Annotated in this window: 21 protein-coding genes; 11 read left to right on the forward strand and 10 right to left on the reverse strand. The window is 66.3% G+C overall.

The genetic code is table 11. The features are described from left to right. Positions 1-18 precede the first annotated feature (18 nt). From AC1RQG_RS08195 to AC1RQG_RS08205, 3 genes are all read right to left on the reverse strand, one after another. Positions 19-2,199, reverse strand: a complete 2,181-nt coding sequence (locus AC1RQG_RS08195) for a Mu transposase C-terminal domain-containing protein (RefSeq protein ID WP_493130136.1) — start codon at positions 2,197-2,199, stop codon at positions 19-21. Next, a complete protein-coding gene (locus AC1RQG_RS08200; protein ID WP_493130138.1) occupies positions 2,196-2,678 on the reverse strand; it encodes a hypothetical protein in 483 nt (160 codons plus the stop codon). Before AC1RQG_RS08200 ends, AC1RQG_RS08195 begins: the two co-directional genes overlap by 4 nt. A 61-nt stretch (positions 2,679-2,739) precedes the next feature. Continuing rightward, positions 2,740-3,057 (reverse strand): helix-turn-helix domain-containing protein, encoded by a 318-nt coding sequence (locus tag AC1RQG_RS08205; RefSeq protein WP_493130140.1) that lies wholly within the window; start codon positions 3,055-3,057, stop codon positions 2,740-2,742. 207 nt (positions 3,058-3,264) lie between these two features. On the opposite strand from AC1RQG_RS08205, the gene AC1RQG_RS08210 reads away from it, so the two are divergent. Continuing rightward, complete coding sequence (locus AC1RQG_RS08210; protein WP_493130142.1) at positions 3,265-3,693, forward strand: DNA-binding protein; 429 nt, start codon at positions 3,265-3,267, stop codon at positions 3,691-3,693. Between the two features lie 68 nt (positions 3,694-3,761). After that, positions 3,762-4,142, forward strand: coding sequence for a hypothetical protein (locus tag AC1RQG_RS08215; RefSeq protein ID WP_493130144.1), 381 nt, complete (start codon positions 3,762-3,764; stop codon positions 4,140-4,142). Between the two features lie 203 nt (positions 4,143-4,345). Here AC1RQG_RS08215 and AC1RQG_RS08220 read toward each other — a convergent pair whose 3' ends face one another. Further along, positions 4,346-5,485: an SLC13 family permease gene (locus tag AC1RQG_RS08220; RefSeq protein ID WP_493130145.1), complete on the reverse strand. Its 1,140-nt coding sequence runs from the start codon at positions 5,483-5,485 to the stop codon at positions 4,346-4,348. A 180-nt stretch (positions 5,486-5,665) separates the two neighbouring features. On the opposite strand from AC1RQG_RS08220, the gene AC1RQG_RS08225 reads away from it, so the two are divergent. Then, a complete protein-coding gene (locus AC1RQG_RS08225; RefSeq protein WP_493130147.1) occupies positions 5,666-7,108 on the forward strand; it encodes an ATP-binding protein in 1,443 nt (480 codons plus the stop codon). Next, on the forward strand, positions 7,105-7,740 hold the full coding sequence (locus AC1RQG_RS08230; protein ID WP_493130149.1) for a response regulator: 636 nt from the start codon (positions 7,105-7,107) through the stop codon (positions 7,738-7,740). Before AC1RQG_RS08225 ends, AC1RQG_RS08230 begins: the two co-directional genes overlap by 4 nt. A 48-nt stretch (positions 7,741-7,788) precedes the next feature. Here the strand turns inward: AC1RQG_RS08230 and AC1RQG_RS08235 are convergent, their stop codons facing one another. After that, positions 7,789-8,241: a cupin domain-containing protein gene (locus tag AC1RQG_RS08235; RefSeq protein WP_493130151.1), complete on the reverse strand. Its 453-nt coding sequence runs from the start codon at positions 8,239-8,241 to the stop codon at positions 7,789-7,791. Positions 8,242-8,488: 247 nt separating this feature from the next. Here AC1RQG_RS08235 and AC1RQG_RS08240 point away from each other — a divergent pair, with 247 nt between their 5' ends. The 5 genes from AC1RQG_RS08240 (at position 8,489) to AC1RQG_RS08260 (ending at position 13,172) form a co-directional block, all read left to right on the forward strand. Then, positions 8,489-9,037, forward strand: coding sequence for an SEL1-like repeat protein (locus AC1RQG_RS08240; protein ID WP_493130153.1), 549 nt, complete (start codon positions 8,489-8,491; stop codon positions 9,035-9,037). An 87-nt stretch (positions 9,038-9,124) separates the two neighbouring features. Next, complete coding sequence (locus AC1RQG_RS08245) at positions 9,125-10,555, forward strand: circularly permuted type 2 ATP-grasp protein (protein WP_493130731.1); 1,431 nt, start codon at positions 9,125-9,127, stop codon at positions 10,553-10,555. Between the two features lie 9 nt (positions 10,556-10,564). Beyond that, positions 10,565-11,512 carry an alpha-E domain-containing protein gene (locus AC1RQG_RS08250; RefSeq protein ID WP_493130155.1) on the forward strand — a complete coding sequence of 316 codons (948 nt, stop codon included), beginning with the start codon at positions 10,565-10,567 and terminating at the stop codon, positions 11,510-11,512. 15 nt (positions 11,513-11,527) lie between these two features. Next, positions 11,528-12,331: a transglutaminase family protein gene (locus tag AC1RQG_RS08255; RefSeq protein WP_493130156.1), complete on the forward strand. Its 804-nt coding sequence runs from the start codon at positions 11,528-11,530 to the stop codon at positions 12,329-12,331. Between the two features lie 43 nt (positions 12,332-12,374). After that, positions 12,375-13,172: a proteasome-type protease gene (locus AC1RQG_RS08260; protein WP_493130159.1), complete on the forward strand. Its 798-nt coding sequence runs from the start codon at positions 12,375-12,377 to the stop codon at positions 13,170-13,172. Here AC1RQG_RS08260 and AC1RQG_RS08265 read toward each other — a convergent pair. Further along, complete coding sequence (locus AC1RQG_RS08265) at positions 13,120-14,127, reverse strand: AraC family transcriptional regulator (RefSeq protein ID WP_493130161.1); 1,008 nt, start codon at positions 14,125-14,127, stop codon at positions 13,120-13,122. The genes AC1RQG_RS08260 and AC1RQG_RS08265 overlap by 53 nt on opposite strands. A gap of 160 nt (positions 14,128-14,287) precedes the next feature. Here AC1RQG_RS08265 and AC1RQG_RS08270 point away from each other — a divergent pair, with 160 nt between their 5' ends. Continuing rightward, positions 14,288-15,709 carry a flavin monoamine oxidase family protein gene (locus tag AC1RQG_RS08270; RefSeq protein ID WP_493130163.1) on the forward strand — a complete coding sequence of 474 codons (1,422 nt, stop codon included), beginning with the start codon at positions 14,288-14,290 and terminating at the stop codon, positions 15,707-15,709. A 31-nt stretch (positions 15,710-15,740) separates the two neighbouring features. Here AC1RQG_RS08270 and AC1RQG_RS08275 read toward each other — a convergent pair whose 3' ends face one another. Together AC1RQG_RS08275 and AC1RQG_RS08280 are read right to left on the reverse strand one after the other, a co-directional pair. Next, positions 15,741-16,367, reverse strand: a complete 627-nt coding sequence (locus tag AC1RQG_RS08275) for a YbhB/YbcL family Raf kinase inhibitor-like protein (RefSeq protein ID WP_493130165.1) — start codon at positions 16,365-16,367, stop codon at positions 15,741-15,743. Positions 16,368-16,431: 64 nt separating this feature from the next. After that, entirely contained in the window at positions 16,432-16,932 is a 501-nt protein-coding gene (locus tag AC1RQG_RS08280) for a cache domain-containing protein (RefSeq protein ID WP_493130167.1), read from the reverse strand. A 231-nt stretch (positions 16,933-17,163) separates the two neighbouring features. Between AC1RQG_RS08280 and AC1RQG_RS08285 the strand changes: the two genes are divergently transcribed. Continuing rightward, positions 17,164-18,309: a flagellin N-terminal helical domain-containing protein gene (locus tag AC1RQG_RS08285; RefSeq protein WP_493130169.1), complete on the forward strand. Its 1,146-nt coding sequence runs from the start codon at positions 17,164-17,166 to the stop codon at positions 18,307-18,309. Positions 18,310-18,357: 48 nt separating this feature from the next. Here AC1RQG_RS08285 and AC1RQG_RS08290 read toward each other — a convergent pair whose 3' ends face one another. Together AC1RQG_RS08290 and AC1RQG_RS08295 are read right to left on the reverse strand one after the other, a co-directional pair. Continuing rightward, a complete protein-coding gene (locus AC1RQG_RS08290; RefSeq protein ID WP_493130171.1) occupies positions 18,358-19,587 on the reverse strand; it encodes an acyl-CoA dehydrogenase family protein in 1,230 nt (409 codons plus the stop codon). A gap of 13 nt (positions 19,588-19,600) precedes the next feature. Further along, complete coding sequence (locus AC1RQG_RS08295; RefSeq protein ID WP_493130173.1) at positions 19,601-20,338, reverse strand: histidine phosphatase family protein; 738 nt, start codon at positions 20,336-20,338, stop codon at positions 19,601-19,603. Positions 20,339-20,386 lie beyond the last annotated feature (48 nt).

The raw sequence follows: 20,386 nt of genomic DNA on the forward strand, positions 1-20,386 counted from the left end.
CGTTCCGTTTCAGTGTGGTTAGTTGGTCATGGACAGCACGGCGGCTACCGTGCTTTGTCCTTCTTGCATTGCCAGGTGCCGCTTGTAGAGCGACCGATGCTCGGATGTCTGCGGGTACGAGCCGTACCAGCGGTTGAGTTTTGCGTCGTCGAGATTGCCTCCCTCCTTCAACAGTTGATCGATCGCCAGCCACTTCTGGAAGCGCGCCTGTGGCGTTTCCGGTATGGCGATGACGTTGCTTTCCTCGGCCGGCTCCGCGCGCGCGGCCGGCGGGGTCCAGACTTGTTGGGTTTCCGATGCATCCAGCGGCACCAATTCCAGTTCGCGTTCGTTTGCCCATTTCTGGCGCAGCATGTCGATGCCGTCCGTGATGGTTACGCGCTCCATGACTTCCAGTGCTGGCATGCCTTTGCGCTCCGCATGGGCCTCGTCGAGCTTTACCTCAAGGCGTTTGACCTTGCTGGCCTCGCGCTTGTCGCGGGCTTTTTCCACGAAGGACTGCGGCATGTAGTCGCGCACGTTGGCGTCCAGCTCGGCGGTGCAGATCAGCCGGCCGTCGTCGGAATAGACCCAAATCGTTTGAGGGTCATGCAGGTCGTACGCCACCCGCAGCCGGTCGCCATGGAACTCCTCCAGGGCGGCGTTAAAGTAGCGGTTGGTGAACAGCTCGATCTCGCAGCGGCGGACCATGCGGGTGGTCTGCGGCCGGAACAGCGGGCGGGCGTCTTCCTCGGTGATTCGCTCCGGGACGAAGCCGTTGGCCTCGGCCAGCGCCCAGGCTTCGTCCGGCGACATGCGGCGGCGCCGGCCTGTGACCTGGTCCACCACCTTGGGCAGCGAGCGGTGTGGCTTGGCGTTGTAAGCTGCCGCCTTCTCGGCGCAGAATTCCAGGAACAGATGCCAAGGCATCAGCGGCGTCGCGGTGGCCTCGCCGGTCTTCCTCGCCAGCGCCTTGCGTGACATCTTGAATACCTGCTGTTTGGCCTGGCGGTCCATGTCGCGGCCGATGTAGCCTTGCACTTCTTTCGCCGCGTCCACCCAGATCGTCTTGTGCAGGCGCTCGATCACACCACGCGCCTGTGAGTTGTAGGGGAGGCTGTGAACCATGTCGGTGCCGAGGCGCGACAGCAGGCCGGTGGCGGTGTCGTTCATCATCTGGTTGACATAGCCCGAGCCGTTATCGACGTAGAGAATGGCTGGAATGCCGCCCGTTAAAGCCGAGACGCGGATCGCGTCCAGTACCGCCAGTGAGCTTTCAGCGAGGTCAACCGACCAGCCGATCAGGCGGCGCGTGGCGATGTCCACCACCGAGGTGATCTCCGGACGGAATGGGCGGCCGTGGAACGGGTGCTGCACCTCAGCGTCGAAACAATGGCCGTCGGCGCTGTAGATGTCCGACGGCAGCAGCTTGTCGAAGGCGCGGCGGATGAATTTCTTGATGGTCTTCAGCTCGCGGTCACCCATGCGGCCGTGCTGCAGCGCGACGGCACCGACCTTGTCCAGGAAGCGTCGCACCTGGTGGATACTCGGCAGGTCATCCTGATAGGTGGCGGCGAACTGGCGATATGCATGCTCCACCGTTGGCTTTTCGGGGCGCTGGTAGAACGCCATGAAGGCAGGTGCCCAAGCCGGCACGGTCATGTCGGCCGCGCGCTTCTTCGGCACCAGGGCACCACCCTTGTTGTAGTCGACGAAGCGCGCCAGGCTGCGCTCCGATGGCAGGCCGTCCGGGCTTTGGCGACCGCGTGCGTCCCTAGCCAGCTTGAGCATGGCCACCAGCTGCGGGCTGGCCTCGCCTTGGCGGGCCAGTACCAGCAGGTGGCGTGCGGCTTTCTTTAACGGGTAGCCGGTGCGGCCCATGATGGCGTTTAACGCTTCCAGTACACCCTTGCGTGCATCGCCGACGAGACTCTGCGCTTCCGTGTGGGCGACGGTCGCCTGGCTCAGTGGCATCGGCAGCGCTTGGGAGGGAACCGATGCTACAAGCTGCTGAGTGGCGCGGGCCTTGATGGCATCAAGGGTCGCAGCTGGCGGCATGAATTCCCTGCGTGTTCCGCCGACTCCTTTAGTCTCCACGTATTGCCACCCCTCTCGGGTAGCCTTGGCGAGCGCCTTGCCCTTGCTGGTTGGTATGCCAGGCAATTGCATGGACGCCAGTTCAGCTGCGCTGTAGTAGGTCTTAGAAATCACCTGAATCATTTTCTGACCTCGAACAGATCCAACTCTGGAGTGCCGGTTTTGAGCACGTTACTGCGTTGGTACGCTAGTTGGGTCAGTGTTCCTGTCAGGGCGGCCACGGTTTCATCCATGGCATCGCCGCGTTGATAGAAGCGAGCGAGCAAAGCCATCGCTTCGGCAAACGTGCATTGCACTTCAGATAGTTCCGTTACGCCAGCCTTTTTGCCGGCCGGGATGGCGACAACGACCTTGTCACCGCGCGCCAAGCACAGGTACTCGCTTACAAACGACGCGCCGCAGAAATCTTCAAACTGCCGGACCCGGTTTAACGGTATGGACGTATCCGAGAGCCAGCGATACAGTGTTTTCGCCTCCACGCCCATTAGGTCAGCCAATACCTTCACCGGCCGCCTGTTCTTTTCTGTCGAAAATTCGACGCATAACTCCATCGCCTCGCCGATGCTGCCTGGACGTACCGATTTCCATTGCCGATTTCGCATTGTCGTTTTTCTCCCTTCGAGAATCGCTTGAGTGGTTTTTGAAAGTGTTTCGCTCTAAGCTTTAACCCAATGCAGCGGCGTTAAGTGCGGAATGGTTGGCGGTGGAAAGTGTGGCGGAGCGTGCCAAAACAGGCGTAAAATTACGCTTTGCATAACGCTCCGGCCAGATATCCTCTGGCTTCATTTCGAGGGCAGCAGCGATGATTCGCTCTGCCTTAGCGTATGGTGCGTCCAAAGCTGACTTGAGCGTTCCAGGGCTCAGTTCGTTTTGACGCGACAGCTCACGCAGGGACCAGCCCCGTTTATGGAGGGCTGCTACAACGTCCGCCCGATGCCAATCAGCTTGGGCGGGTTTTTTTAACAGATTCGATACGCTCATGAGTAACCCCTATCAAGTAAGTACTAGAGCGTATCTTAAAGCGTGCCTAAGTGTGCCGTCAAGGAAGAATTGAGGGAACGCTTGATATTTTTCACCACCAAGCGAACCGTGTTATCAAGTCTTTGATTCTTAATGGTATTTATAAGTGTTTCTCTGTCTTGTTTAGGGAACGCTTTTGGGAACGCTCTCGACGGAGTAAGTGTGCCGATGACAAAACAATACTCAGCGTCAGAAATTGCGGCGATGAAGTTGCCGGGATTGCCGGCCACCAAGGCGCGTGTAATCCAGCGCGCAACAGCGGAAGGGTGGCCCTACGAGGAAGTGAAGGGTGTTGGCGGAACCAGGCGGATGTATTCTGTGCCGGCAAAATACCTGACGCCGGAAGGCACGTCGCTGGCTGCTCCGGCCGTAGCGAAGGTTATCGGCGCTATCGCGGCCGGTTCATCCAAGGTCGATCCAACGAAGCTGGAGCTTGCGATTCGTGCCTTAAGCGAGTGGGAGGTGGAGCGAAACGTTAAAGTCGACAGTGCCCGTAGGCCTGCGGTTATTGCCATTCTCTACGACTACTTGCAGAGCGCGGAATTCGAAGGTCAGGGCGAGGAGGCAATGGCGATGGTTTTAAGGGCGCTTGGATAGAATTGGATAGAATTGCCGCGTAGGAACGAGGCTACACTTGTTGCTTTTTATTAATATAATTTTCATTTATGAAACAACAAGAAAACGTACTACGAGCATTGAAGGGCGTCCTTGACGCAGCGGTCACAAGTGGCAATGAGATTCGACGGGCGTGCTGCACCTGGCTATCTGGCGCAGAGCGGGGGGAGTCCGCAAACGACGCGGTATTTCGACTTTATCCCGGCGACTGCCAACCGAAAGCCCGTCGTTATCGCGTCAAAAACAGCGCAAAAGTGATCGGAAGCATGCTGTTTTTCCTCAGTCGGTGCCAAAAGGCTGCCGACATCGAAACTAGCCGCCTGACCGCATGGTTGCTGGGTTCCAGGGCTTTTGTAGCCCTGATTCCCGGTGCCAATTCGATGACTCCCCCACACAAACGTGCAAATATAAGAAAATTTGATTTTTCCTAAGTCATTGATTTATAATGACTTACCCATTAACTGGGGTACGGTAATACACGAGGTTTGCCCGTTCGGGACGTAGAGGCCGGAGGTTCGAATCCTCTCACCCCGACCACAGAATTCCTCAAAAAAACAGCGGGCTGAGAGCCCGCTTTTTTGTTGGTCGACCGCGTTACGGCCAACCCGTGGCGCCGGCTGCGGAGAATTGCCATCTACGCCAGCAACAACCAGGCTATCAGCGCCGACAACACAAGAAACGGGAACGAGTAGAGGTGGAAGCGCAGCCACAAATGGCGCTCGGGCGTCATGCGCAACGCGATGATGTTGGCCAGCGAACCGATCGCGAGCCCGAAGCCACCCGCGTTGACGCCGTAGGCGATCACCTTGTACGCCGTTGAATACTGCACCAGCAGGATGGTCGCCGGCACGTTGCTGATGATCTGGGAGCCGAGCAAGGCGGTCAGGAACAGCTTCAGCTGCGTGAGTTGCGGGATCCCTTCGACCCACGTCTGCATGAACGGCATCTGCGACAGCAGGCGGATGTCGACAAACATGAGCATGAAAATCAGGATCAGGCACCAGTCGACTTTGGCGATGATCTCCCTGCAGAACAGCAGGACCGCGATCCCCACGCCAACCAGGCCCCAGCCGGGATGTCCCAGTTCCACCGCGACCAGGAACGCGGCATAGAGCAATGCGCAGGTCCGCAGCAGCGCGATCCGGTAGGACGTGGCGTCGTCCTTCAGCTCCGCGTGGATCGCTTGCTTCGGGAAGCACACCCACGTTGCCAGCAGCAACAGCGCGAAGACCGCCAGTGCGAGCGGCGCCATTTGCCACGTGAAGTCGGCGAAGGACAAATGCGAGCGCTGCCACAACAGGATGTTCTGCGGGTTGCCGATCGGGGTGAGCAATGAGCCGGCATTGACCGCCAACGCCTCAAAGATGACCAGCCGGCCAACCGGCAAGTTGCTGATACCGGTCAGGCCGACCGTCAGGGGCACGACGACGAACAGCGCGATGTCGTTGGTGAGCACGGTGGACAGCAAGGTCGACGCGCAGACGAGGAAGATCGCCAGCGCGCGTTCCTGTCGCAGGCGGTTGATGATGACCCGGCCCAGGTGTTCCAGATAGCCGCTGGCCTCGATCCCCGTGGTCAGTAACAACATCCCGGCGAGCGTCGCGATGGTGTTCCAGTCGACCCACGCCGGATAGTCGGCGAATGGGTGCGGCGACACGATGGACAGGACGATGGCGACCACCAGCAGGACGTGCATCATGCGGTCGCGGAGAAATGGTTTGCCGATCTGGCTGATGAAAGATGGGGTGCTGACTGGTGCGGTAATCTCAGGCATGGGGACTTTCTGGCATATAGAAGGCGCGCTTTCGGCACGCACTTGACGCATGATATCAGGCATGTTGAGGGCGAAGCGCTGGACGCGATGCGCGCCGTCTGTGTTTGAAGATGGACGCCGGGCAAATTTCCCGGTGGTTTTATGGCATCATCGCCGCACCCGCCACTTCCCGCCCCGTCCATGCCCGCCAGCTCACAGCCGCGCCCCCTCGACCTCAAGCGCCAGCTGCTGCTGCGGGTCAGCCTGTTCGCCCTGCTGGTGCTGCTGCTCAGCACCACCGTGGCCTTGCTCGAGGCGCGCCACCGCGTGCGCAGCGACATCGAGCGCACCGGCCATGTCATCGGCCAGCTCATCAGCGACGCCGTCGGGCGCAGCGACAACGCCTACAGCCGCCCGCTGGCCGCCTCCGACCTCGACCTGGCGCCCCTGCAGCCGATCGGCAAGCTGGTCAATTTTTGCCTGAGCCTGACCGACATTTATTCGCACCAGGTCGGCCAACGCTGTTTCGCCGGGACGACGCAACTGCCCGCCATACTGGACCGCATGATGCGCGCCGTCATCGGCGCGGACGCGGTCTACCAGGGCCCGGTCGGGCGCTTCCCCGGCATCACCGTCGGCCAGTTGACCGTCACGCCGAACTACGGGCGCGAGCTGCTGGACCTGGCCGGCAAGCTGGCCCAGTTGCTGGCGCTGACGGCCATGCTCCTGCTGTTGAGCTTCTTCGTCTACCGCCCCGTGCACAAGGCGCTGGCGCCGTCGGCCGACATCCTCGACACGCTGGGCCGGATGGAGGCCGGCGACCTGCGCGCGCGCATGCCGGCCTTCGCGCTGATCGAACTGAACCGCATCGGCGCGGCGTTCAACCACCTGGTCGACCGGCTCGAGCACACCATCCGCAGCCAGCAGCGTCTGGCGCACCGGCTGCTATCCGTGCGCGAGGAGGAACGGGCCCACCTCGCGCGCGAACTGCACGACGAATTCGGCCAATACCTGGCCTCGCTCAACGCCGAGGCGGCCTTCGCGCGCGAACTGGCGCAGGAGGGCGTGCCGGCGTTGCTGCCGTGCGCCGAGTCGATCGGCAAGACCAGCGGCCACATGATGGAAGTGCTGCAGCAGATCCTGCACCGGCTGCGCCCCAGCGGCCTGACGGAATTCGGCCTGCGGCCCAGCCTGCAGCAACTGATCGATGGCTGGAACGCGCGCTGCCGGGGGCGCACCGTGTTCACGCTGGACGCCGATGGCGCCCCGGCCGACCTGCCCGACGATGTCGCCGTCAGCATCTACCGCATCGTCCAGGAGAGCATCACCAACGCCGTGCGCCATGGCCACGCCACCAGGGTCGCCGTGACGCTGCGCCCGGACCACCCCGGCCTGCAACTGGAAATCCGCGACGACGGCCAGGGCGGCGCACAGCGCCCGGCGCCGCGCACGGCGGACCGCGGCGCCGGCGGCTACGGCCTGCTGGCCATGGAGGAGCGGGTACTGGCGCTGGGCGGCACGCTCCGGGTCCGGCCTGCGGAAGTCGGTGGCACGGTGGTCGGCGTGGCGCTGCCGCTGGCGGGACCGGACGGTACGTGCGTGAGCCCGGACGCGGGGACGCGCGTGTGCGCGGAGGCGCCATGATCCGCATCCTGCTGGTCGACGACCACGCCGTGGTGCGCGAAGGCTACCGCCGCCTGCTGGAACGGCGCCCCGACCTGTGCGTCGAGGCCGAAGCCGGCAGCGCGGAGGAAGCGCTGCAGCGCCTGCGCGGCGGGGAGCTCGAAGTCGACGTCATCGTGCTCGACCTGTCGCTGCCCGGCATGGGCGGTATCGAACTGATCCAGCGCATCGCCCAGCGCCAGCCGCAGGCGCGCATGCTGGCGTTCAGCATGCACCGCGATCCGCTGTTCGCGGCCCAGGCCTTGCGCGCCGGCGCGCTCGGCTATGTCACCAAGAGCAGCAGTCCCGATATCCTGATCGACGCCATCTACCGCATCGCGCGCGGCGAGAAGGTGCTGAGCCCCGACATCGCGCCGGACATCGCATTGAGCCTGCTGGGGCGCGACAGCAACCCGCTGGCCGAACTGAGTCCCCGCGAATTCGAGATCCTGCGCCTGCTGCTCGACGGCCAGGGCGCCGAACAGATCGGCAACACGCTCAGCATCAGCCCCAAGACGGTGCAGAACGGCCACTACCAGATCAAGGCCAAGCTCGGCGTGAAGTCGGACATCGAACTGACCCGGCTGGCCGTCAAGCTCAAGCTGATCGCCTGAGCGCCTGAGCGCACGCCGCCGCGATGGCGGCGGCGATTCCTTCCCGCGTCAGCCCGGCACGGCCGCCAACTGTGCCTGGTGCAGCTCGACCAGCATCGGGAACGTCACCGTCCCGATCGGATTGGCGGCGTCGTCGAGCAGCTCGTACAGCACGTCATCATCGGCCGGCCGGATGCTGAAGGCGATCACCACGTCCTGCTCGCCGCCGCCCTCCCGGTGCGGCAGTTCGCTGGCCGGCGACACGGTGTAGCTGCCGGCCGGGCGGATCTCGCGCAGGCTGCCGTCCGTCTCGTACAGCCGGTGTTCGCCCTGCAGCACCAGCGTGTGATTCAGCGCGCGGTGGCGGTGCAGCACGATCTGTCCGCGCGCGGGCAGCTTGAACAGCACATCGGCGATCCGGCTTTGGGTGTCGACCTGCAAGATGCTGTAGTAGAAGGCGGGCACGAATTCACCGAAGCGGGTCCATTGGATGGCGTGGTCGTCGAAGGGGCGGGTAGTCATCTGCATTATCTCCATGAAGTTGTGGGCAATTGCCGCCTGCATTACAACGCGGCACCGCCCTGCCCCGCCAGAGCGCTCTGCCCGCGCCGGCACGGGTGTTTTGCCCGCCACGGCCGCCCGCGCCCGCCGGGCAAGTTGCCCTCCTGGCGCCGGGCGGAATGCCGTAGCCGCCACCGTGGCGCGCCTTCTACGATGGATGCCATGGACGTGCAATCCCGCACGCCATGACATCCGAGGGGGCGACATCATGAAAAAAATCGTGCAGCTTGGCCTGCTGGCCATCGGCCTGAGCGCCGGCCACGCATACTGCGGCGACAACCGCTTTTGCGGCGGACAAGTCCAGCAGACCGGCGTGCCGGCCGACCTGGCCCACGTGGTCGGCGATCAGACCATCGAATACGCCGTGGACCACCCCGCCAGCGCGGTGGTGTGCAGCGCCGGCTACGAGGCGGCGAAGTGCGGCGACTTCGAATCGGCCCACCAGATTTTCGACAAGTGCATCGCCGCAGGCTATGTCGGCGCCATGGTGTGGAAGGCGTCCGCGCTGGAAAGCGGCGCCGGCGGCCGGACGCCCGATCCGGCCGCCGCCGCCGCCCTGGTGCGCCGCGCGGCCATGAGCGGCGACACCCCATACGCGACGCTGGCCAAGCTGGACTACGCCCGCATCCTGTTGCGCGGCAAAGGCGTGCCCAGGAACGAGGCCGAGGCGCGCACGTGGCTGGAGGCGGCCGCGCAGGCCGGCAACCAGGACGCGCTCGACATGCTGCGCAGCTGGCCGCCCGGCACGGCGCGCTGACGGACCGGGGCCGCACCGATTTCGTGCATTCCTGTTGGCATGCTTCTTGATAGAGAGTAGATGTGCATTCAACAGGGACGGTTCAACATGACGAGCTTCTTCAATGAAATGACCGCTGACGGACTGGCGCACACGGCCAGCGCCGGCATACGTGAACACTACCGCGAGTTCTGCGACTGGCTGCAGCGCCAGTCCGCCGACAGCATCGAGCGCAAGAAGGCCGAGGCCGACCTCACCTTCCGCCGGGTCGGCATCACCTTCGCCGTCTATGGCGACGATGCCGGCACCGAGCGGCTGATCCCCTTCGACACCATCCCGCGCATCATCCCGGCGGCCGAATGGCAGCAACTGCAGACCGGACTGGCGCAGCGGGTGAAGGCGCTCAACATGTTCGTGCACGATATCTACCACGCGCAGAACATCGTCAAGGCCGGCGTGATCCCGGCCGAGCAGATCTACCGCAACGCGCAGTACCGGCCCGAGATGCAGGGTGTGGACGTGGCCTCCGACATCTACGCCCACATCGCCGGGGTCGACATCGTGCGCGCCGGCCAGGGCGAGTTCTACGCGTTGGAGGACAATCTGCGCGTGCCGTCGGGCGTGTCGTACATGCTGGAGGACCGCAAGATGATGATGCGGCTGTTCCCCGAACTGTTCGCCCGCAACCGCATCGCGCCGGTCGACCATTACCCCGACCTGCTGCTCGACAACCTGCGCTCGGTCGCGCCCATGGGCGTGAACGATCCGACCGTGGTCGTGATGACGCCGGGCATGCACAACTCGGCCTATTTCGAGCATGCGTTCCTGGCCCAGCAGATGGGCGTGGAGCTGGTCGAGGGCAAGGACCTGTTCGTCAGCGCCAACACCGTGTTCATGCGCACCACGCGCGGCCCGCGCCGGGTCGACGTCATCTACCGGCGCCTGGACGACGACTTCCTCGACCCGCTCGCCTTCCGCGCCGATTCCTCGCTGGGCGTGCCGGGGCTGCTGTCGGTGTACCGCGCCGGCCGCGTCACGCTGGCCAACGCCATCGGCACCGGCGTGGCGGACGACAAGTCGATCTACCCCTTCGTGCCCGACATGATCCGCTTCTACCTGTCGGAGGAGCCGGTGCTGAACAACGTGCCGACCTACCAGTGCCGCCGCAAGGAGGACCTGGCCTACACCTTGGCCCACCTGCCCGAGCTGGTGGTCAAGGAGGTCCATGGCGCGGGCGGCTACGGCATGCTGGTCGGGCCGGCCGCGAGCAAGGCGCAGATCGAGGACTTCCGCCAGCGGCTGCTGGCGCGGCCGGACGGCTACATCGCCCAGCCGACGCTGGCGCTGTCGGCCTGCCCGACCTACGTCGAGCGCGGCATCGCGCCGCGCCACATCGACCTGCGCCCGTTCGTCCTGTCCGGCAAGACCATCTCGATGGTGCCGGGCGGCCTGACCCGCGTGGCGCTGCAGGAGGGCTCGCTGGTGGTGAACTCGTCGCAGGGCGGCGGCACCAAGGACACCTGGGTATTGGAACGTTAAGGAGACATCATGCTGAGCCGCACCGCCGACCACCTGTTCTGGATGGCGCGCTACACCGAGCGCGCCGAAAACACCGCCCGCATGCTCGATGTGAACGTGCAGACGTCCATGCTGCCGCAGTCAGACGCGGAGAACGCCCAGGGCTGGCGCGCCCTGCTGGGCATCTCGGAATTGCAGCACGCCTTCGACCACAAGCACCGCTCGCTGGCGGCGCGCGAGGTCATCGACTTCATGGTGCGCGATCCGGACAACCCGTCCTCCATCGTGGCCTGCCTGACCCAGGCCCGCGAGAACGGGCGCGCCGTGCGCGGCACGCTGACCACGGAGGTGTGGGAGATCCAGAACCAGACCTGGCTCGATATGCAGAAGCGCCTCGACAGCGATCTGCTGACGACCGACCCCTGCAAGTTCTTCGAATGGGTCAAGTACCGTTCGCACCTGTCGCGCGGGGTCGCGCTCGGCACCATGCTGCGCGACGAGGCGGCGCACTTCATCCGCCTCGGCACGTTCCTGGAGCGGGCCGACAACACCGCGCGCATCCTGGACGTGAAGTACCACAGCGGCGCCAAGGAGCACGGCGAAGGCCTGAGCCAGCGCGACTTCTATTACTGGGGCGCGCTGCTGCGCTCCGTGTCCGGCTTCGAGATCTACCGCAAGGTCTACCGCGACGTGATCACGCCGGCGCGCATCGCCGAGCTGCTGATGCTGCGCGCCGACATGCCACGCTCGCTGCTGGCCTGCATGGACGAGGTGGTGCAGCACCTGCACGCCGTGCGCAACGACGTGTCGGCCGACACCGAGCGCTTCGCCGGCCGCCTGCGCGCGCAACTGCAATTCGCCAACATCGACGACATCCTCGCCGCCGGCCTGCACGACACGCTGACCGAGTTCCTGGCCGACGTCTACGAACTGGGCAATCGCGTCAGCCGCGACTTCCTGGTGCCGTTGGCGGCCTGACCGAAAGCCGAGCCTATGCAACTGACGATACGCCACGAGACGCGCTACAGCTACACCACGCCGTTGGCCTACACCATCCAGCAGCTGCACCTGACGCCGCGCGTCGAGCCGCAGCAGCAGGCGCTGTCCTGGCACATCGCCATGCCGGGCCATGTGCACGCCTACACGGACGCCTTTGGCAACCTGTCGCACATGATGACGCTCGACAGCGCGCACCAGGCGCTGTCCATCGTCGCCTGCGGCACGGTCGAGACCACGGCGCCCGACCGCGGCCGCGTGCCGACCGGCGACGCGCTGTCGCCGCTGATCTTCACCGTGCCGACCGCGCGCACCGCCGCCACCCCCGGCATCCGGGAGCTGGCGGCATCGTGCCTGCCGGACGGCGCGGCCAGGACGCGCCACCTGATGTCGCTGGCCGAGCACATCTTTGGTGCGGTCCGGTATCAAAGCGGTGCGACGGCGGTCGACACCACGGCCAGCGACGCGCTCGCGCTGGGCCAGGGGGTGTGCCAGGACCACGCCCACCTGTTCCTGGCCTGCTGCCACGCCCAGGGCATCCCGGCGCGCTACGTGTCCGGCTACATCGACCCCGAGCACCGCGAGCACGCCGCCAGCCACGCCTGGGTCGACGCCTGGGTCGAGGACAAGGATTACAGCGGCTGGGTCAGCATCGACGTCACCCACGCCCGGCTGATGACGGACGCCTACTGCCGCCTGGCCGTCGGGCGCGACTACGACGGCGCGGCGCCCGTGCGCGGCGTGCGCTGCGGCGGCGGCACCGAGGCGCTGAGCGTCGACGTGCAGATCATCCCCCAATGAGCGGGTTTGAAATGACCACCCTTTTTGAGAAGAATCCCGAACCATGACTTATTGCGTGGGCATGCGCCTGAACGACGGGCTGGTGTTTCTCTCCGACTCGCGCACCAATGCCGGTGTCGACCAGGTCGGCACCTTCCGCAAAATGAGCGTGTTCGAGATACCCGGCGAGCGCGTGATGGTGATGATGACGGCCGGGAACCTGTCGATTTCGCAATCGGTCCGCCAGTTGGTGACGGAGCTGCGCGCCGACGATGGCCACAGCATCTGGAACGCGCCCACCATGCACGAGGCCGCGCGCCTGCTCGGGCAGGCCGTGCGCCAGGTGCATGCGCGCGACGCCACGGCGCTGGCCGAATTCGGCATCGAGTTCAACGTCAGCATCATCTTCGGCGGCCAGATCGGCGACGAGCGCTGCCGCCTGTTCCAGATCTACTCGGCCGGCAATTTCATCGAGTCACACGATGAGAACCCCTGTTTCCAGATCGGCGAGGCCAAGTACGGCAAACCCATCATCGACCGCGTGGTGACGCCGGCCACGACGCTGGACGACGCCGCCAAGTGCGCCCTGATCTCGATGGACTCCACGCTGCGCTCCAACATCTCCGTGGGCCTGCCGCTGGACCTGCTGGTCTACGGCAGCGGCGAGCTGGCCGTGACCCGGTTCGTCACCATCGACGAGCACAACCAGTATTTCCAGATGATCCGCAACACGTGGGGGCGGCAGATCAAAAGCGTGTTCGACGGCATCGACAATCCGGTGTGGAGCGCCGCGGCGGCGCCGTTCGCCGTCACGGTGCGCTGTGCCGGTACGCCCCCGGCGGACTGCCCGTCCAGCGCTTGAACGCGCGCTGGAAGGCGGCGCTGTCGGTGAAGCCCAGTTCCTGCGCCAGCGCCGCCAGCGCCACCGTGCTGGTGTTCAGGCGGTCGATCGCCAGGTCGCGCCGCAGTTCGTCCTTCAAGGCCTGGAACGACGTGCCCTCCGCAGCCAGCCGCCGTTGCAGCGTGGACGTCGCCACGTGCAGCGCGGCGGCCGTGGCGGCGAGGTCGGACCACGCGGGCTGCGTCGCCTGCAGATGCCCGCGCACCCGTGCGTTGGCCGATTCCTCGCCGCGCCGGGGCACGATGATCTGCGCCTGCGCGTCGGCCAGGAAGGCGCGCAGCGCGGCCTCGTCGCGCCGCACGGGGCTTTTCAGGCGGGCCGCGTCGAACCAGCAGGCCGACTGCGGCTGGCCGAAACGCACCGGCGCCGGGAACACCTTGTCGTAGCTGTCGATGTGGGCTGGGCAGGCGAACGCGAAATCGAAGCGGGCCGCCGGCAACTGGCCGCCGGCCAGCCACGCGAACAGGCGCCAGAACACGCGCAACAGCATCTCGTCGAGAAAATCCGGCCGCGCCGCGGCGGGGCCGAGGAAGCGCAGGGCCAGCCCGGCCAACGCCCCGTCGCGCGCGGGCTCCACCAGCACGTCGTCCTGCACCAGCCGGAACGTGCGGGCCACGCGGCGCATGGCCGTCTCCAGATCGGACGCGCCGAGGGCCGAACGCGCCATCAGGGCGAAACTGCCGCGCTTGAGCGGCCGTGACAGGAAACCGAGACTTTCGTCGTCGAGCCGCTCGATCAGCGCGCGGTACAGGGCGATGTACTGGGTCGCCGTCACGCGGGCGCCGGCTTGCGCCAGCAGCGCCGGGGCGATGCCGGCGTCGGCAAGGCAGGCGTCGCACGGCTTGCCGCGCGCGCGCACGCCGGCAAGCATGCCGTGCACCAGGGCGATGGGGACGGTGGCTGGAAGTGGCGGCATGGGGATCGGTGGGTGTCGTGGATAGAGGTCTTTTGCCATCACATCGGCGCGAGCTGCCATTGTTCGTGCGGCCGGCCGATTCTACTATGCGAAACCTGAACAGGACAAAACCCGCCCGGTCGTGCGCAAGCCAACTGGCGGGTGACTTTACGGACGGTATATGGACTTGATGAATGTAAAACGACGAGAATTTCTGATCGCGGCCGGCGCCACCCTCGGCGCGTCGCTGCTGTCGGCCTGCGGCGAGGATGCCAACGCGGGCGACACGGCCGACAATGGCGGCGCCGGGCCGGCCACGTCCGGCAAGATCATCGTGATCGGCGCGGGCATGGCCGGCCTGGCGGCGGCGCGCAAGCTGCGCGACGCGGGCAAGGACGTCCTCGTGCTCGAAGCGCGCGACCGCCTGGGCGGCCGCATCCTCACGTCGCAGAAGTGGGGCGACGCCAGCGTGGACCTGGGCGCCACCTGGATCCACGGCGCCGGGCCGGACAACCCCATCGCCGCCTTGGCCAGCAAGATCGGCGCGCGCCTGGCGAGCGCCGGGCTGGACAACGATCAAGCGTTCGACACCGACGGCACCAGGCTGGGCGCCGCCGCGACGGCGCAGATCGACACGCTGCGCACGTCGATCAAGGCGGCGCTGGCGGCGGCGCAGAAGGCCGACGCGGACGTGTCGGTGCAGGACGCGGTGCGCAATGGCCTCGGCTACGCGAACCGCCCGGCCGCCGACCGCAACCGCATCGACTTCCTGGTCAACACCACCATCGAGCATGAATACGGCGGCGAGGCGAACCGGCTCTCCAGCTACTGGTACGACAGCGGCGCGTCCTTCAGCGGCGACGACGCGCTGTTCCTGGACGGCTACCATGTGCTGATCGAGCATCTGGCGCAGGGATTGGACGTGCGCCTGGGCCAGGTGGTCAACCGGATCGACTGGTCGGCCAATGGCGACGCCACCGTGACGACGGGCGCGGGCACGTTCACGGCCCAGCGGGTGGTGGTGACGCTGCCGCTGGGCGTGCTGCAAGCGGGCGCCGTGGCGTTCTCCCCCGCCCTGCCCGTCGCCAAGCGGGCCGCGATCGCCGAGCTGGGCGTGGGCCTGCTCAACAAATGCTGCCTGCGCTTCCCGACCGCGTTCTGGGACACGCAGACGGACTGGCTCAATTACGTGCCCGACGGCGGCCACTACGGCCAGTGGGCGGAGTGGGTCAGCCTCGCGCGCCCCGCCGGCCAGCCGATACTGCTCGGCTTCAACGCCGCCGCCTTCGGCCGCGAGCTGGAAACCTGGAGCGACGGCGACATCGTGGCCAGCGCCATGGCCACGCTGCGCACCATGTACGGCCAGGCCATCCCGGAGCCGGTCGATGCGCTCATCACCCGCTGGGGCGCCGACCCCTACGCGCGCGGGGCGTACTCATGCAACGTGCTGGGCTCGACGCCGGGCATGCGCGCCGACCTGGCCGGCAACGTCAACGGCCGCCTGTTCTTCGCGGGTGAGGCCACCGAAAGCCAGTACTACCAGACCGTGCATGGCGCCTATTTGTCCGGCACGCGGGCGGCGGGGGAAATCCTCGCGCTGTGAAGCGCGCGCCGCCCGGCCCCGGGCGCGACACTTACCGCAGCTTGGGATTGAGCGTGTAGGTGCCGGTGATGCTGGCCTCGGCCAGCACATGGCCGGCGATCGCGCGGCGCACGGCCTGGCCGTCCATGGGACTGGTCTTCGGCAGCACGGGAATGTCGAGCGCATACAGCGTGAACACGTAATGGTGCAGCAGCGTGTCGTTCCACGGCGGGCACGGGCCGTCGTAGCCGTGGTAGTCGCCGCCCATCTCGCCGTCGCCGGCGAACCAGCCCGTGTAGTCGTTCACGCCATGGGCCATGCCATGCGGCGCGGCCGGGCCGGACTTGCCGCGCGGCGTGACGCGGTCGCTGTGGCTGCCGGCCGCGATCTCGCGCACGCCGGCGGGAATGTCGAGCAGCAGCCAGTGGAAGAAATCGACGCGCGGCAGGCTGGCCGGCACCTCGCGGCCTTCCTGGTTGACGTCGTCGCCACGGCTGGGCACGTCGGGATCGTGGCAGATCAGGACGAACGATTGCGTGCCGGCCGGCACCTCGCTCCACGCGAGCTGCGGATTGCGGTTGCTGGACAGCTTGATATGGCTGGCAGGGTCCATCACGGCGAACGCGCATTCGCCGGGGATGGGCTGTTGATCGGAGAAGCTGGTGCTGGTCAGTTTCATGGCGGGCCCACCTTTGCGGAATAATCGGATGTGATCCGAAAATTATAGCGCCTGGCGCCCCGCCTCAGGGTTTGTAGATGCCGGTGCCGAGGCAGAAATCATCGACCTTGACGACGTAGCTCTGCTTGGCTTCGACCGTGTTGGTGACGGGGTTGGGCCACTTGTAGTTGACCCAGCCCTTGCCCTCCTTGGAGTTGCAGGTCTTGAAGATCTCGCGGATCAGGTAGACGCCGTCCGCGTCGCGCATCTCCGACAGGTCCTTGCCGACGATCTTGGGATTCTTGCCATGCACCAGCTGGCCGGCCGTCACTTGCCTGGCGTTGAACATGAACAGGTACAGGTCGCCCTTCTTGTTGATGTCGCTGGTCGAGTTGAACGGGCTGGTCAGCGTGTTGAACTCGGTGATCGACTTCTCGGGGCCGTTCTTCTTCAGGTAATCGATGGCCTTGTTCACCAGCGCCACCGCGTCCTCGGCGTTGCTGCGCTCGACCGCGTGCGCCGGCAGCTGCCAGGCCGTGGCCAGCAAGGCCGTGGCCGCCACCTTCGCCATCATCCACTTGTTCATGTCATTCTCCCTGGTCCGCCGTCTGCGGCTATCGTTATGAAACCATGCTAAGCGGGTTCGCCGGACGCGTCAATGCAAAGTCGCCGGCCACGCCGCGCCTGTTGCGGCCGGCGCCAGTGATTTTCCATGAGGAAATAAAAAATACCAATAGTTGTCAAATTGATGCTACAGTAGACCCCATCCCCATCACCACCCGTCCCGACACGGCGGCCCGCGCCGAACGCAACGCCCATGCTGAGCCTGCACACCAACATGGCCTCGCTGTCCGCCCACGCCGCGCTTGGCCGCGCCCAGGGCGCGATGGCGCTCGCCGCCACCCGGCTGGGCACGGGCACGCGCATCAACTCGGCCATGGACGACGCCGCCGGGCTGCAGATCGCCACCCGTCTGGCCGCGCAGAGTCACGGCATGGCGGCGGCCGTGAGCAACCTGCAGAAGTCGCTGTCCCTGCTGCAGACGGCCGAGGGCGCGCTCGATGAGAGCGGCGCCATGTTGATCCGCATGAAGGACCTGGCCACGCAGGCCGCCGACGGCTCGTCCTCGGCGGCCGACCGCACCGCGCTGCAGGCGGAGTTCGCCGCGCTGAGCCACGAATTGAGCCATGTCTCCAACGGCACCACCTTCGGCGGCAGCAAGCTGCTGCTGGGCGACACGACGGCCGAGAAGGCCGCCGTCGCGGCCAGCGCCGCGACCGCCGCCGCCACCGCCGCCAGCGCCGCCGGCGCCCTGGCCACGACGCAGAACACCTACAACAACGCGCTCGCCAACGACCAGGCCAACTCCACCCCGGCCACCCGGGCCGCGCTGGCGGCCGCCGGCAACGCCGTCGCCAGCGCCACCAGCCTGGCCAACGCGACCGGGGCCGCCGCCACCGACGCCCAGACCTACGCCGCCGCCGTGGCGGCGGCGACCAGGGTCGATGGGGTGTTTTCCAAGCCGGTGCGCTTCCAGATCGGCGCCTCGACCGGCGAAACCATGACGGTCGACCTGACCACGCCGCTGGGCGCCATGCACGCGGCCCTGCACGCCGCTTCGTCGGTCTACGACACGTTCGGCATCCAGCGCAACGGCGACGGCGCCGACCTGCTGCTGGCCAGCACCGCATCGACCGCCATCGACAAGCTGCAGGACGCGATCGACGCCGTCGCCGGCGTGCGCGCCCTGCTGGGCGCGACCGCCAACCGGATGACCCATGTGCAGGACAACCTGGCGCACGCGCAGTTCGACACCGCCGTCGCCCGCGGCCGCATCGTCGGCACCGACTACGCCCAGGCGAGCGCCGACCTGCTGTCGAACCAAATGCTCATGCAGGCCGGCGGCGCCGTGCTGCGCCAGTCCAACGGCATCTCGGCGATGCTGATGTCGCTGCTGGGCTGACGCGCCCGCGCGCGCCGCGCGCGCGGCCGGCCCGGGTCCGTCGGACCGTCAGCGCGCCTTGGCCGGCATGTAGCGCCGCAGTTCCATCTTGCCGATCTGGGTCCGGTGCACCTCGTCCGGGCCGTCGGCCAGGCGCAGCGAGCGCGCGCCCGCGTAGGCCGGCGCCAGGAACGGGTCGGCCATGCCGGCGCCGCCGTGGACCTGGATCGCCCAGTCGATCACCTGGCACGCCATGTTGGGCGCGGCCACCTTGATCATGGCGATCTCCTTGGCCGCCACCTTGTTGCCCACCGTGTCCATCAGGTGCGCCGCGTTGAGCACCAGGAAGCGCGCCTGGTCGATCAGGATGCGGGCCTCGGCGATGCGCTCCAGCGTCACGCCCTGCTGCGCCAGCGGCTTGCCGAACGCGACCCGGCTCACGCTGCGCCGGCACATGTGCTCGAGCGCGCGCTCGGCCAGGCCGATCAGACGCATGCAGTGGTGGATGCGGCCCGGTCCCAGGCGGCCCTGGGCGATCTCGAAACCACGGCCCTCGCCCAGCAGCAGGTTGGACGCCGGCACGCGCACGTTCTCGAACACGATCTCGCTGTGGCCGTGCGGCGCGTCGTCGAAGCCGAACACGGGCAGTTGGCGCACGATGGTCACGCCGGGCGTGTCGCGCGGCACGATGATCATCGACTGCTGCTTGTGGCGGTCTGGGTTGTCGGGATCGGTCTTGCCCATGAAGATGAACACCTGGCAGCGCGGATCGCCGCCGCCGGACGACCACCATTTGCGGCCGTTGATCACATACTCGTCGCCGTCGCGCACGATGCTCGACTCGATGTTGGTGGCGTCGGACGAGGCCACGGCCGGTTCCGTCATGGCGAAGCAGGAGCGGATGCGGCCGTCGAGCAGGGGCTTCAGCCATTGCTCCTGGTGGGCCGGGGTGCCGTAGCGGGCCAGCACCTCCATGTTGCCGGTGTCGGGCGCCGAGCAGTTGAACACCTCGGCCGACCACAGCACGCGGCCCATGATCTCGCACAGCGGCGCGTATTCGAGGTTGGTCAGGCCGGCGCCCAGTTCGGACTCGGGCAGGAACAGGTTCCACAGGCCGGCCTCGCGCGCCTTGACCTTGAGGTCCTCGATCACGCGGGTGGGGATCCACGCGTTGCCGGCGGCGCGGTTGGCTTCCACCTCGGCGTAGTAGGCCGGTTCGGCCGGATACACGTGTTGTTCCATGAAGGCCGTCAGGCGGGCCTGGAGCTGCTGTACTTTCGGGCTGTATGCGAAATCCATGTCGGGTTCCTGGTTAGATGTAGGTGATGGCGCCGGCTTCGCCCAGCCATTCCAGATGGGCGTAGTTGTTCAGGGAGCTCAGGCTGATCTGGCCCGGCGTGTGGCGCAGCCGCGTGACGGCGCCGTTGGCCAGGCTCCAGTTGAGCGTGACGACCTGCTGGTCGGGCAGGCCAAGCAGATGCTGGGTCAGGGCCGCGATCACGCCGCCCGAGGTGAACACGATGCTGGCCTGCGACGGCGCGTCGGCGCCGGCCGCGAGCTGGGCCGCGTCGGCCTGGGCCGCCACGCGCACCAGCGCGTCCACGCAGCGCTGGCGGAACTGGGGCCAGCTCTCCACATAATCGTCGGCGTGCTGGCCGCCCATCCAGCGCAGCATGGCCTGCTCGAACAGGTCGCGGAACGCCAGCTGCGGCTGCGGCGATCGCGCCAGCAGGCGCTTGAACGCCTCGGTGTCGCCGAACTCGGGGCAGTGGCGCCGCAGCACCTGGTGGTGGTCGAATTCGGCGAAGTCGGTGTCGGTGCGCCATTCCGTCTCGTGCAGCAGGGCCTTGGGCAGCTCGGCCAGGCAGGTGTCGGCGCTCTGGCGGTGGCGCTGCATGCCGCCCACGACGACGCGGTGGAAACCCTGGCGCGTGTTGGCGAACCATTGGCCCAGCAGGCGCACCTGTTCGAATCCCAGTTCGGACAGCTGGTCGTAATTGGCGCTGCCGAATGACGCCTGGCCGTGGCGCACCAGATAAATTGTTCCCATGTCGTCCGCTCGTTCGTTTCAGAATAAGACACAGCTTACCGCCGCGCC

Source organism: Rugamonas sp. GW822-FHT03B10 (assembly GCF_058801745.1).